This window comes from Rhodanobacteraceae bacterium, assembly GCA_016713135.1.
Taxonomy (GTDB): Bacteria; Pseudomonadota; Gammaproteobacteria; order Xanthomonadales; family SZUA-5; genus JADKFD01.
The window spans coordinates 424,596-438,006 of record JADJPR010000022.1; the positions used below are offsets into that span (position 1 = coordinate 424,596).

Here is a 13,411-nt window from a genome sequence, read left to right on the forward strand (position 1 = left end):
CCAGCGCGAGCGGTGCGACGTTCATTCGGCCGTGATCGCGCAACAATCTGAGGGGCGGAGTAATGCAAACAGCGAAACCAACCCGCCGAAAATACCCCCCGATCAAAATGGGCGAGCAGATAACGCCCGCCGAGTTTCTTTTAATGCGTCAAGCAATTCAACATGCAATACAATATTGGGGCGGTGCATATTTCGTCATGTTTGAAAATGGATCGGCCATTTTGATGCGTAAAGCACCGAAAGATACTCAAAACCTTGTCGCCCATTATCGAAAAAAAGTTTTCGCCGGCTCAGAGTAAGTATCCCCCGGCAGAGCCGGGGGCTTTAACGATTGCGGACCCCTCAAAGGGGTCTTTTCGCAATCGAGAATCAAAGGCTGGCCAGTCCACATCCATCGCCCTGACCAATTTCCCGTGTGCCTCGCCGCCACATTAACGTCTGCGCCTGAACTGAGCCGACCGCCGATGGAAGCAACTTCTGTAAACGTCAAACTGCTACTGCCACCCCGGCAGAGCCGGGGGAACTCCCTTGTTGCTTAGGGAAGATATTTATTTCGCGATGCGCGAACGCGGATTCCCGCTGACTTGCCACTGCGAAACCGAAACAGCCAGCACGTCCGACAATTTTCGCGACTCGGCTTCCGCCCCTTCGCCGCCCTGATCAGCTTGCCCTGCTGCTGCCTAGGCTCGCCGTGCAAACTGTGCAAACTTGCACTTTCGGACGTCTATACCGCTAGACGTCTAGATGCCCGATTGCCTCACGCCCTGCCAAGATCCGCCACTTCCTGCCGCTTGCCCTGCCGCTCGCCTCGCGCGACACTCTGCGCGCGTGCTCTCGTGTACCTGAGCGAGCACGCCGACAACGAGGCTCAACCCAACCCGGCGGGGCTGACGATGAATGCAATGCTGCGCTGTATCGCTGTTCTCGGACTCGGCTACTCGGCTTCCGCGCTCGCCGACTGCGCACCAACAGAATGCGCCAACGTCGTGCTTCTAGAACTCGCGGTGCTCGAAAACGGCGATGTTGCTGTCGTGGTCACTGGCAACTCTGGCGTCGTTACTGCATGCGACGCGAGCGGCAACCCGAACCGCGTAACGGCATACCTTCGTCCGACTCACGTTGGATACGCGAGGATCTACGCAGGGTTGCTAACAGCCTACTACGTTCAAGATCCCGTCCGTTATCAATTCCAAAACACTCCCGGTCAGCCATGCACGATCCGAACTTTCATCCTTGATTGAGGGGGCGTTATGTTCGCTTTGTGCCGGCTCGCGATCCTTTCTGCAATTCTGCTGATTGGTGCTAATCCGTTGAATTCATGCGCACAAGAAGCGCGCTCGAATGCGATAACGCCGCAAACAGAAAGTCAGTCCGATAATGGAAAAGGTGCGGACGTAGTGGAAATGAAGCACAGAAAGGTTCGGGGAACGCTTCCTGTTCCGATCTTGATCAAGATCACAACTCAAGACTTAATCGAGCCGATGGTTTTTCGGAGCGGTTTCGAGTAGTGCTGAAGCCTCTATAATTCAAGCTCAACCCTCGTGGTTCGTTCGTCGATACCTGCCATTCGCTCCGCTCTCGCCTGCCGTGCTTCGATTACGGATTGGTGGAAGTTGGACAGGGCGCGCAATGAGGCGACGGTGTAGGCGTGAAGCTCCTTGAGAGCATCGGCGACTTTTTGGGCTGGCACGATGCAATGCTAGCTTCACTTCAACACCTAGTGCTGTCTCAGCATCGGCGGCGCATTTCTCGATTCTTTCGAGTTTTGCGGCATAAAGCGGCCCGTCCCGAGCTTCAATAGTCAGCGCGTCATTAGCGGAATCTTGGCACTTCTTGTATCGATATGACGCAAGTTTAGGATATGCGCGAACTGGCCCCTGCGAATTGTATTGAGCAAGTAGCTTCTGTTCTAATTGCCGCTCCAATTCGCTCAACGCCTCCGCGGCGGCAAGTTCCTTAGCAATACGCTCCTTTTCCGCTGCGGCCGCAGCGGCTTGCTCGGCTTCCTGCTTCTTTCTCTCCGCTTCTTCCCGCGCAATAATCGCGACGCCAGTGCTTTCATCTAGCGTCAAGGGCTCCAAGCCTTCCTTTCGTCCCGCCTTGCATCCGTCGTTATCCGGCTGGAAGTTGCAGAACTCAGCAACAGGAACAGGTGGTGGATATTCCGCCCATGCGAGGCCACCGTTCCGACGCATGCGAGGCCAGTGTTCCGGGCCATGGGAGGCCAGTGAAGGCGGTCGCCCGAAGGTGGTTGGTTGAGTCTAGTCGGACGGGTCGTTTCTGTCCTTGGCGTCTGTTGGCTTTGAGCCCTTCTTGCGCATTGATTCGCCGCTGAGCTCAACCAGCTCTGCGTTGTGTACCAGGCGGTCGAGGATGGCGTCGGCCAGGGTGGGATCCTTGAACTGACCGTGCCAGAGCTTGAGCGGCAGCTGGCTGGTCAGCAGCACGCTTCCGCGCTGGTGGCGATCTTCCAGCAGTTCCAGCAGCAGCGGCTGGTGCTCCGCGCACATCGGCACCAGGCCGAAGTCGTCGAGGATCAGCAGGTCGATGCGGCTCAGGGTCTTCAGCCAGTGGCTGGTCCGCCCTTGCGCCTGTAGTGCACTGAGCTCGTCGCCGAGGCGTGGCAGGCGCAGGTAGCGCACCGAGTGCTTGGCGTCGATGGCGGCCTTGGCGAGCGCGCAGCCGAGGTAGCTCTTGCCGACGCCAGTCGGGCCGATCAGCAGCACGTGCTGGTGTTGCCTGAGCCAGTTGAGGCTGAGCAGATGGAGCCAGCGGCTCTTGCCCAGACCGCGCGGCGTGCGCAGGTCGACGTCGGCCGGGTGTGCCCGCTGGCTGAGGCGCGCAAGCTTCAGCCGCCGCGTCTGGGCTACGCTGTCGCGGTGCAGGCATTCGGCTTCGAGCAGGGTGGCGAGGGTGTCGATGAACTCGTCGCCCGGGGACATCCGCGCCAGGGTGTCGGCCACGCCGCGCAGGCCCAGGCGCGCCAGTTGCTGGTGCACAGGTTCATGCAGCATGGCGCACCTCCGGATGGCTGGCACTGTAATAGTCGCTGCCGCGGACGTGCTCATGGGTCTGCGGCGGGAGCGGCAGCGGCAACTGGTTGCGCGCACTGAGCAACAGCCGGCGCACATGCTCGTAGCCGATGGTGTCGAGGGCACAGGCGCGTGCGCACGCGTCCTCGAGTGCGCTCGCGCCGTGGTCGCGCACCAGGCCGAGCACGCCCTGGGCACTGCGGATCGCTTGTTCCGGATGCCGGCGCTTGGCGAACAGCGTCTCGATGAACGCGAGCGTCCGACTGCCGACAGCCGCCGCCCGCTGCAGGATCTTCGGGTCGGCATAGGCGCGGTGATGCGCCGGCATGTGCGCCGGATCGGTGATGAAGCGTTGGCTCGGCGGTGCGCGGCGATGCAGTGCAATCCGCTGATCGCGGATCAGCACTTCGACATGCGCCTGGGTCAGGCGGACTTCGACGATCTGTCCGGCGTGTACATGAGGGACGCTGTAGTACTGCCGGTGGACGTCGACGTGATAGTCGCGCGCCACCTTGCGCACCAGGTAGCTGGCCATCTCGAAGCGGTTCGCTGGCAATGGCGACAGATGCACGCGCTCCTCGGCCAACTGGCTGTCGCGCGAGCCCACGCGCTTCTGGAACGGCGTCGCATTCAATGCCGCGAGCTTCTCCTTCAGCCAGTCGTTGAGGGCATCGAGCGAGGCGAACACGCGGTCGCGCGCGCAGGCGAGGATCTGCATCTCGACCACCTTCACGGCGCCCTCGACCGGCGACTTGTCCCTGGGCTTGCGTACTCGGGCCGGGATCACGACGACATCGTAGTGGCGCGCAAAGTCGCGATAGGCCGCGGTCAGCTTCGGCTCGAAGCGATCCGCTCGGGCAATCAGCGCACGCGGATTGTCGGGCACCGCAATCCGGGGCACGCCACCGAAGGCGACGAAGGCCCGGTGATGGCCGTCGAGCCAGCTCTCGGCCGTCTCGTTGGCATAGGCGTGCGCGAAGATCGCGTTCGACCAGCCGAGCGCGGCGGTGAAGATGTGCGCCGATGCGACCTTGTCGCCGATGCGGTAGTCCAACGTCAGACCGGCGAAGTCGAAATAGGCCTTCTCGCCCGGCACATGGTCGTGGCGATAAGCCAGATCACGGTCAGCCAGGAACGCGCCCAGCTCATCGCAGAACACGCTGTAGCCGATGCCGTCCGGATGTTGCTCGCGATACTCGGACCACAACAGCCGCCGGGTCACCCCTTTGCGCGCCAACTCCGGCACCATCGCCGCATAGTTGGGCCGCGCGCAGGGCTTCGCTGTCCCCTGGTGCGGATGACTCCGATATAACCGCCGCTCCAGTTCCTCGTCGCTCAACCCGGCGTCCAGCGGCCAACTAAGCCCCGACGCCGCAAAGTGCTTGAGCAGGCGCTCCACCGTACTGCGCGCCACCCCCTGCGAGCGCGCCAGCACCCGCCGGCTCAGCCCTTCCTCATAGTGCAACCGCAGCAGTTCTCGAATCTGTCGCATGAGCAACCTCGCTTGAGACATGGGAATACCCCGCAGGCAAAGCCCGCGAGGATGACCCCCCTCAAGCGACCGCCGCACTGGCCTCCCATGACCCGGAACGCTGGCCTCGCATGCCCCGGAACCGTGGCCTCGCATCGTCCGGAATCCTGGCCTCGCATGCGCCGGAATGGTGGCCTCTCATGAACCGGAATATCCAGGTGGATCTCCTACCCAAGCCTTAAATCCTGCCTTGCACTTATGCCTCGGGTTTTCTTGGTATCCAAACCCCTGCACAATCCACACTTCACCAACTCTTCCCCGTGCCTCCGCACAGAACTTGTAGCCGCATAAATCCCGCCAAGCGAATCCTCGTTTCATGCAAGCCGCTTCTGGCTGGCTTATTGAAAGTGGCTCGGCTTCACCTAGAAATAGCTGGCTGCGAAGGTGGCGAGAAATGTCGAGGAAAGAAGGCGGCGCGCCAAATCCGAAATTTCCAGCGGGCCGACAAAATGCTTCCGAACTAACCGCAAGGAACAGGAAAAGGATAACTGTCCGCACGACTCCCCCCCTTTGGATTTTTAAGGCCAGCATACTTACTCGGCAGCACCGCACCGCGCCCCCCCTCCCAAAACCGCCTACAACCCACCACCGCATCCCGTGGGGGTCAGCGTGGGGAACAGAATCCTTGGGCCGACACTTTCTCTAGCATATTCAATAGCTTAGGTTGCTAGTTGCGCAGCTAGTTAGATTGCATCTCAGTAGACAACCAATCTTTTATCTTCCGTCAAGCCACAAGGCCAGTAGCCAATAGCGTACAACCTTATCACCCGACACCAAAAACCGCATTTCTCAGCAATTATCTCCCGCGCCGCCATTCTTGCCGCGTATTGTGCTCCTGATTGAGCTGCGATGTTGTAGTCATGTGGGGTCTCCACCAGGCGAGTAGCATACGTTTCGAGTCTACGCATAGACCTAAGTGCCGTCTTTACCACCCGCAACTCCGCATCCCTCCTCTCAGTTCCCTTGCCGTTGAGATCGACCAACACACGTAGGTTCTCCCCATGTACCGGATCTTCTTGGTCTCGGGATGTAGGCAGCCAATTCCACGCCAGATCGCCCGCCATAGACTCCAGCGAGACCGCGTCCTCGCCAGATTGGAATTCGCCGACCCGCGAAAACCAGTTGCTGGCAGTAACCAAGTTTTCGAGTTCGTCGATAGTCACAATGCAATCTAACGCCGTGTTAAGCCGCGCCGGCAGCGCGGCCAGATGGTGCGACGAGCCTGTTCCGGCGTCGGCTTGAACACATAGTTAGAATTCATCCTCATTCAGAGCGAAATTGAACTTGCCGTAAAGCCCCCACCTTAAGCTCTCTACCTCAAGCTCTCTACCTCAAGCTCTCTACCTCAAGCTCTCTACCCCAAGCTCTCTACTTCAAGCTCTCTACCTCAAGCTCTCTACCGCAAGCTCTCTACCTCAAGCTCCCTACCTCAGGCTCTACACCTCAGGCTCTACACCTCAGGTCCTCCACCTCAGCTTTCCCAGCGAATCGCCCCAAGACGAGCTAGCTCACAATCTTGCGCATGAATTCTAACGCCGTGTTAAGCCGCGCCGGCAGCGCGGCCAGATGGTGCGAAGAGCCTGTTCCGGCGTCGGCTTGAACACATAGTTAGAATTCATCCTCATTCAGGGCGAAATTGAACTTACCGTAAAGCCCCCACCTTAAGCTCTCTACCTCAAGCTCTCTACCTCAAGCTCTCTACCTCAAGCTCTCTACCTCAAGCTCTCTACCTCAAGCTCTCTACCTCAAGCTCTCTACCTCTCTACCTCAAGCTCTCTACTTCAAGCTCTCTACCTCAAGCTCTCTACGTCAAACTCTCTACCTCAAGCTCTCCACCTCAAGCTCTCCAGCTCTAGTTTTCCACCCCAGGTCTTTCACACCTGGAGACTTCTCAGCAAACCGCCCCAAGACGAACTAGCTCACAATCTGGCGCATGAATTCTAACGCCGCAATAAGCCGCGCCGGCCGCTGTGTCCGGTCTGTGCCAAGAGCCTGTTCCGGCGTCGGCTTGATTGCATAGTTAGCTTTTCATCCTTAAGCCCCAACCGAGCATGCGCCGTTGAACCGACCGCCCGCAAGCGCGCGGCGGCGGCAGCCACCGACTGCGACCTGCGAGAGAGCCGCCGCGCCAGGCGCGGCAACCTTGCCTCACGCTTCCCGCAATGCCAACCACCAACCGAAGCGACAACGGTACCCGCCCGCCTACCGCAAGCAATGCGGCCAGTAGGCGACAAGCCTTGTACAAAGCTGCCCACCGGGCTTGCTCTGTGCGACAGCCGCACGAAGGCCGCGCGGCGGAGTGCTCTACCACCCACAGAACCACAATCGCGCGCAATGCGGCAATCTGGCCTTCTGGTGAGTTCAATGCACTCTTTCACGACTCGAAGATTCCTTGCGCGAAGGGGCAATATGAAAGCTAACGCCGCAATAACCCGCGCCGGCAGTATTGCCCGATTTGAGCGAAGAGCCTGTTCCGGCGTCGGGTTGATTGCATAGTTAGGTTTCAGTCCGATCGAGGATTTAAAGGATCACATCCAACATTTTCACCGCCTTTCCGTTTCATTGCGTCGCGGACAGCCACCACCACACGCTCATCAGAAATATCTACTAATTTAAGACGCTCAATCAATATGTCTGTAGATCCGCACACTCGAGACTCAAATGCCAAAAGCGCCAGGGCTAGTGCGGAGAATTGAGCGTCTTGTGGATAGAACGACGTAGCAAGATATTTAGCGCTCAATGCGCGATCCAAAGGTCTCCGGGGAAATCCAACCTCAATAGCCCAAGCAAGTTGAACCGCGTGAGCATCATGTGGACATTGACTGGGCATTTCCATGAATCTATTTGTAACGTTTCCGGTTCCATCAAATGCCCCAACCAGCGCTTCCACAAACCCATCTGAGCTTCTGTCGCACTGAAAATGCCCATCCTCATGCATCATCACCTCCGCATGCTCAGGCGCAGCTGAAATCCAACTCAGTCCAAAGTATCCCGCAAGCGCTAGGCCGATTCCGACCAACCAAATTCTGGTCAATTTACGGGACATCATTTCTCTCAATCTTGTTGGAAGCTCAGGTACGGAAACCTAACGCCGTGTTAAGCCGCGCCGGCCGCGCAGCCAGGTAGAACGAAGAGCCTGTACCGGCGTCGGCTTGAACACATAGTTAGCTTTCTTCCTCATAATTTCAACGAGATTCCTTCCTCTTTGCCATGAACTGCATGAGGTCTCGAACAGCCGCGTCTGCCGCCATATCAGAGTTGAGATCCTCTGCGCGTATCCGACGAACTTCAACACCTTCATAGGTTAGCGGGACAAGCCGCTTATCAGCTTCTACAGGTGTTTCCCGGTGATACGTATCGCCGTCAACCTCCACCACAAACGTCAATCCCTTGTAAATAATCAGGAAATCCGGCTCCAGTCTGTTATACGACTTCCCCACTCGCACAAAAACTGGCAATGGCGATACCGCGAGTTTGGCACGAACCAGCGCATCAAAAAGGACAATTTCTGCCTTGGAGCGGAAAAGGAGACCACGGTGCTCCTTCGAAGCTATGTTGTCACTTCTTACCCTGCCCTGAGTAAGTATCCCCCGGCAGAGCCGGGCTTTAACGATTGCGGACCCCTCAAAGGGGTCTTTTCGCAATCGAGAATCAAAGGCTGGCCAGTCCACATCCATCGCCCTGACCAATTTCCCGTGTGCCTCGCCGCCACATTAACGTCTGCGCCTGAACTGAGCCGACCGCCGATGGAAGCAACTTCTGTAAACGTCAAACTGCTACTGCCACCCCGGCAGAGCCGGGGGAACTCCCTTGTTGCTTAGTAACACCTTCCCCCTTGATGAATTTCAGGGCCTCTCCGCGCCAATCCTCCGTGACATCTCTCACCTGTGGTGACAGCACAACCCTATTCAAAGCATCTTCTGCAAGTGATCCGAAAAAGTGTCTTGCGACCTCCAAAATTGATTCTTCCGCTGATTCTCTCTCTGCATCAGAAAGCGCGTAATACAGTTGAATTGGTATGCCCAGATTGAGCCGCCAGTAATTTACTCCGAAATCATGGTCCCACAGCAGAAGTTCAGCCTCTCCTTCAACAACAGCGGCAATAGCTCGCGAATCACCTTTGATCTGCAGTGCCGCCACAACGGAAGATAAAAGTGCCTCGACATTGAATGGCTTGGGGCGAGCGGCCACTTACGTCACTCCGAGAAGAAAGCTAACGCCGCAATAAGCCGTTGCGGCACGATATTGTCCGGTTTGAGCCAAGAGCTTGTTCCGCAATCGGCTTGATTGCATAGTTAGGCGTCGCTCTTACGACTCCACTTACTCTTTCGGGTTATTTCGCGATTCCCTCCATACGCTCAAACCCACGCCCAGCGCCAACATCAAAAGAGGGCTCAAGTACATGCCAATCAGCTCACCTTCAACCCTCCCCATTTCGAAAGAGTCGAGTGTGTTGAGTACACCCGTACCCACAACTTGGCCCCGGACGTAAAAACCAGCGGACACAGCGAGCAGAGACGTTCCTACGAGCCCGACCAAACGCCGCCTAGCAATTACTCTTCCCGCGACGCGGTTGATCAACGCGCCCCCCCAGTAGAGGGCGGAGTAAACCAATGCGTAGAAAAGTAGCAACGCCCAGAAAATCCCTCCACGAGCGGATTCCTTAGGTATGTCTAAGATCTTTTGCTTTTCCTTCCCAGCCTCCGCAGCAAGCGTGGTCGGATTAAAGGCCATGTTTTTAATGGCCCTCATTTCCAGGAATTCCCTTGCGTCTTGCGTCCTATCAAAGCTCGATAATCCCAATATTGTAACGGAGTAGATTGACCGGCCTTTTCTTAGCACAAACAAATTTCCAACTCCAATTCCCTCGGAGTTCACAACCTGACGGAGGCTGCAATCATCCATCCATTCATCTGGACAGATCATCTCCTTTAAAGTCACGCCGAGTTTCAAAAGCTCCGCTGCAGCTTTTGTTTCCCACTCGGAAAAGGCGAGTGGCGGGGATTCAGAAGGTGAAACCAGAATCAGCAACGACCGTACGAATGCCCTTTCACCTTCGAACTTATGAAAAAGGCTATACCGATTGTTCGCAGCCACAAAGTCTTGGGTAGTAGACTCACCTTTGGCAATTATTTCTGTCCTAGCAGCCTCATCGAGCACCTCCATCGGCACCCATTTCAAATAGTCGTCAATTCCATGTAACTGCAGGGCCGATGCCTCTTTCAACCGAAGCTCCGTAGCTAGGACGGCGCCCGAAGCGAGCGAGAGAAACGCAAGCAAGAAGTACCACAGTCTCATTTTTTCACCTCGGTCCCATTGTGCCCGAGCCTCCAACTTCCTTGACCATTATGCTGTTGATCTTCTCGCCTCATGCTACTTGCGCAAGTGACCACCGAACCAGGTTCCCCGCTTCGAGGATGCCACGCAAGAAGCCTTTCCCGATCTATTCGATGGATCAAGCGTTTAACAAAGATGGCGCCCCAACAACGACTACCGCCCTTCTTCAGAAACAGCCACGAAAGAACCCGCTCAATTGATACGACACTGGTGCTATTGCCCTTCTTCTCCAACCCACGCGAGCAAGATTAAACGCTCAATGCTTTGGCTCTTCACACCACTCCACTCACGCTCTCCCCCGACCCGCCACTGCTTCTGACGTCCAACGCCGCATTAAGCCGTTGCGGCACGATAGACTGGTTTGAGCGAAGAGCCTGTTCCGCAATCGGCTTGAATGCATAGTTAGGTGTCCACACCTTACACAAAATACGCGCTCAACGCCTGAATCAACACTCACAGAATTTCTCCTGGCCCGAAGGAGCCTAAGACAAATACCACAATAGCAAGTTGACCAACTCCCACGATTATTTCCCCAAATGCAGCCATCCTCTCAGGCTCGTTCAGCAGAAGGAGCCGACGCACCGCCAACGGAATGACGACGATCTGCGACAAAGCAGACACACAAAACACCACCAGTGCCAAATAGAAGATAGCAAGCTGAAGGAAGTTCAACGATCCAACCGCAATTCCTCCCTCTCCAAATCCAAACATCAGGGACACGAGAAGAGCGCACCCCGAGATTAGAGGCAGCGCAACCAGGTGCAGCTTCGGGAACTTCAACCACTCGGGGTTCATGTATGGACACCTAACGCCGTGTTAAGCCGCGCCGGCCGCGCAGCCAGGTTGAACGAAGAGCCTGTTCCGGCGTCGGCTTGAACACATAGTTAGAATTCACCCGTCTACAGAGCGAAAATATACCTACCGTAAAATCCACACCTCAAGTTTCCACCTCAAGTTTCCACCTCAAGTTTCCACCTCAAGTTTCCACCTCAAGTTTCCACCTCAAGTTTCCACCTCAAGTTTCCACCTCAAGTTTCCACCTCAAGTTTCCACCTCAAGTTTCCACCTCAAGTTTCCACCTCAAGTTTCCTCCTCAAGTTTCCTCCTCAGGTTTCCTCCTCAAGTTTCTACCTCAAGTTTCTACCTCAAGTCCTCCACCCCAGTGTTTTCAACCACAGACACTCTACCTCAGACTCCATCCTCAAACCTTCCCCTCCCCGCTCCATACCTCAGTGCATCCCGCCTAGGCAACAACTCAGAACCAATTCCCGCCCAGCTTTCTGGCGTTTGGCGAGCTCGGCCACGGCCAAACGAGTGAATTCTAACGCCGCGTTAAGCCGCCGCGGCACGCAGTGCCACGGTCTGTGCGAAGCGCCTGTTCCGCGGTCGGCTTGAACGCATAGTTAGATTTTTCCATCACTAAATAGGCCAAAGAACACACCAATTCCCAATAGGCAGGACACGGCACCCATGAATGAAGCGTACTCAAGTGCTCGCGGGACCACCAATTGAGCAAATTTCAAGTGAATCCTCCACGGCACCATAACCAGAACGAGAGTTGTCACGATCAATAGCCATCCAAAGGCAAGAAATACAGATTCAAATCTCAATCCAGGTGCAGACGCCAGAAATGCGAGTCCAACAAGAAGGCGACAACCCATCTCAATAAAGTGAACGCGCGCGTTTTGCGCAAATCCCAGCAGAAATTTGCGAAACTTCTGTGGACGAACGAACGCTACAACCCCAAGGGTGATCAAGAACGTTCCAAACACAGCTACTACGAGCATGGAAATCTCGACCATCATTTCTCCTAGAAGGGTCGCAACCTCTCCCCTGCCAAAAAAATCTAACGCCGCAATAAGCCGCGCCGGCGGCATTGTCCGATTTGTGCGAAGAGCCTGTTCCGGCGTCGGCTTGATTGCATAGTTAGAAATCACCCAGCTACGAAGCAGAAATAAACCTACCGTAAAATCTCCACCTCAAGTTCTCCACCTCAAGTTCTCCACCTCAAGTTCTCCACCTCAAGTTCTCCACCTCAAGTTCTCCACCTCAAGTTCTCCACCTCAAGTTCTCCACCTCAAGCTCTCCACCTCAAGTTCTCCACATGAAGCTCTCCACCTCAAGCTCTCCACCTCAAGTTCTCCACCTCAAGCTCTCCACCTCAAGCTCTCCACCTCAAGTTCTCCACCTCAAGCTCTCCACCTCAAGTTCTCCACCTCAAGTTCTCCACCTCAAGTTCTCCACCTCAAGTTCTCCACATGAAGCTCTCCACCTCAAGCTCTCCACCTCAAGTTCTCCACCTCAAGCTCTCCACCTCAAGTTCTCCACATGAAGCTCTCCACCTCAAGCTCTCCACCTCAAGTTCTCCACCTCAAGCTCTCCACCTCAATTTCCCCCCCCCAAGTCATCAACTCAAGCCTTCATTTCCATCCCCAGCTTCCAACCTACGCCATGAACTACAAAAACAAAAGACTCGTCCCCAGCCTTCCCACACTTGACGAGCTTGACCACGGCAATACGAGTGATTTCTAACGCCGCAATAAGCCGTTGCGGCAAATTAATGTCCGGTTTGAGCCAAGAGCCTGTTCCGCAATCGGCTTGATTGCATAGTTAGGCCTCTGGTTATTGGGCCCTTTTGCACTCATCCCACGCTCCCACTGCCTTTAAATCCACAATTGTCACGCCACTTTTCGACGCATCAAAATCTTGGTACACGCACAGAGTATCTCCAATTAATTCAACACGAAAGATTGGAATTGGTGTTGGAGGATCCGTAGTTCGCGAAAGACCACCCCAAGAGAAGCCGAAATTGTGCTCAAACACCTCCCCAGCCTTTGTACGCACGTTCGCTTGTCCGACTTCTTCAGAGACCCCAACTCCGGACCTTGGAGATTCTTTCACTCTCACAGTAACATTTGAACCGAGCCCGAACTGCCCTTCAGGGACCGTTCCTCTAACAAGCACAAAATGCTGAGCGTCCCAATGGATCCATGCCTCATCAGGCGCGGAGGGATCGGAAGCCGCGACCATACCAAGAACTACCATCATTCCGTTCATTTCGTTCTCACTCACCCAGCGGGCTATCCCAGAGGCCTAACGCCGTGTTAAGCCGCGCCGGCCGCGCAGCCAGGTTGAACGAAGAGCCTGTTCCGGCGTCGGCTTGAACACATAGTTAGCTTTTCATCCGTAATCAAAAGCCCACACCTGCTGCCACGAGCATGCGCCGAAGGTGCGACCGCCCGCAAGCGCGCGGCGGCGGACCCCAACCCACAGAGAGCCGCCGCGCACAACGCGGCAATCTGGCCTCAAGTCTCTTGGAACCCAGGCTACGTTCCAGCGCGCCAGCGAGACCCGCCCGCGAACTGCGCGGCGGCGTCCCCCACCTACACTGTAGCCGCCGCGCACAATGCGGCAACCTGGCCTCAAGTCTCTTGGAACCCAGTCTGCGTTCCAGAGCGTCAGCGCTACCCGCCCGCTCACCGCGCGGCGGCGTCCACCACCACCCGCATAG

General features: G+C 56.2%; 11 protein-coding genes and 1 pseudogene. 2 read left to right on the forward strand and 10 right to left on the reverse strand.

Features of this window, described 5'->3' with window-relative positions:
- Positions 1–62: 62 nt before the first annotated feature.
- Both IPK27_19890 and IPK27_19895 read left to right on the forward strand, forming a co-directional pair.
- On the forward strand, positions 63–299 hold the full coding sequence (locus IPK27_19890; protein MBK8069793.1) for a hypothetical protein: 237 nt from the start codon (positions 63–65) through the stop codon (positions 297–299).
- Positions 300–836: 537 nt separating this feature from the next.
- The gene (locus tag IPK27_19895; GenBank protein MBK8069794.1) at positions 837–1,241 is read left to right on the forward strand and encodes a hypothetical protein; all 405 of its coding nucleotides are present in this window, start codon (positions 837–839) and stop codon (positions 1,239–1,241) included.
- A gap of 291 nt (positions 1,242–1,532) precedes the next feature.
- Here IPK27_19895 and IPK27_19900 read toward each other — a convergent pair whose 3' ends face one another.
- The 10 genes and pseudogenes from IPK27_19900 to IPK27_19945 form a co-directional block, all read right to left on the reverse strand.
- Complete coding sequence (locus IPK27_19900; GenBank protein ID MBK8069795.1) at positions 1,533–2,195, reverse strand: hypothetical protein; 663 nt, start codon at positions 2,193–2,195, stop codon at positions 1,533–1,535.
- Between the two features lie 66 nt (positions 2,196–2,261).
- The gene (locus IPK27_19905; protein ID MBK8069796.1) at positions 2,262–3,014 is read right to left on the reverse strand and encodes an ATP-binding protein; all 753 of its coding nucleotides are present in this window, start codon (positions 3,012–3,014) and stop codon (positions 2,262–2,264) included.
- Positions 3,004–4,524, reverse strand: a complete 1,521-nt coding sequence (locus IPK27_19910) for an IS21 family transposase (GenBank protein MBK8069797.1) — start codon at positions 4,522–4,524, stop codon at positions 3,004–3,006. The genes IPK27_19905 and IPK27_19910 overlap by 11 nt, the downstream gene beginning before the upstream one ends.
- A 734-nt stretch (positions 4,525–5,258) precedes the next feature.
- Positions 5,259–5,726: a hypothetical protein gene (locus IPK27_19915; GenBank protein ID MBK8069798.1), complete on the reverse strand. Its 468-nt coding sequence runs from the start codon at positions 5,724–5,726 to the stop codon at positions 5,259–5,261.
- A gap of 1,340 nt (positions 5,727–7,066) precedes the next feature.
- On the reverse strand, positions 7,067–7,609 hold the full coding sequence (locus tag IPK27_19920) for a hypothetical protein (protein MBK8069799.1): 543 nt from the start codon (positions 7,607–7,609) through the stop codon (positions 7,067–7,069).
- A gap of 139 nt (positions 7,610–7,748) precedes the next feature.
- Positions 7,749–8,141 (reverse strand): annotated as a pseudogene (locus IPK27_19925) (hypothetical protein).
- 190 nt (positions 8,142–8,331) lie between these two features.
- Complete coding sequence (locus tag IPK27_19930; protein ID MBK8069800.1) at positions 8,332–8,754, reverse strand: hypothetical protein; 423 nt, start codon at positions 8,752–8,754, stop codon at positions 8,332–8,334.
- A 129-nt stretch (positions 8,755–8,883) separates the two neighbouring features.
- The gene (locus IPK27_19935; GenBank protein ID MBK8069801.1) at positions 8,884–9,861 is read right to left on the reverse strand and encodes a hypothetical protein; all 978 of its coding nucleotides are present in this window, start codon (positions 9,859–9,861) and stop codon (positions 8,884–8,886) included.
- A gap of 492 nt (positions 9,862–10,353) precedes the next feature.
- On the reverse strand, positions 10,354–10,695 hold the full coding sequence (locus IPK27_19940; protein MBK8069802.1) for a hypothetical protein: 342 nt from the start codon (positions 10,693–10,695) through the stop codon (positions 10,354–10,356).
- A 608-nt stretch (positions 10,696–11,303) separates the two neighbouring features.
- Complete coding sequence (locus IPK27_19945; GenBank protein ID MBK8069803.1) at positions 11,304–11,837, reverse strand: hypothetical protein; 534 nt, start codon at positions 11,835–11,837, stop codon at positions 11,304–11,306.
- Positions 11,838–13,411 lie beyond the last annotated feature (1,574 nt).

What these genes read in the sequence shown, in the direction of transcription:
- IPK27_19890 (MBK8069793.1), top strand. Translation starts at nt 63, where the DNA reads ATGCAAACAGCGAAACCAACCCGCCGAAAATACCCCCCGATCAAAATG.
- IPK27_19900 (MBK8069795.1), bottom strand. Translation starts at nt 2,195, where the DNA reads ATGCGTCGGAACGGTGGCCTCGCATGGGCGGAATATCCACCACCTGTT.
- IPK27_19905 (MBK8069796.1), bottom strand. Translation starts at nt 3,014, where the DNA reads ATGCTGCATGAACCTGTGCACCAGCAACTGGCGCGCCTGGGCCTGCGC.
- IPK27_19910 (MBK8069797.1), bottom strand. Translation starts at nt 4,524, where the DNA reads ATGCGACAGATTCGAGAACTGCTGCGGTTGCACTATGAGGAAGGGCTG.
- IPK27_19920 (MBK8069799.1), bottom strand. Translation starts at nt 7,609, where the DNA reads ATGTCCCGTAAATTGACCAGAATTTGGTTGGTCGGAATCGGCCTAGCG.
- IPK27_19935 (MBK8069801.1), bottom strand. Translation starts at nt 9,861, where the DNA reads ATGAGACTGTGGTACTTCTTGCTTGCGTTTCTCTCGCTCGCTTCGGGC.
- IPK27_19940 (MBK8069802.1), bottom strand. Translation starts at nt 10,695, where the DNA reads ATGAACCCCGAGTGGTTGAAGTTCCCGAAGCTGCACCTGGTTGCGCTG.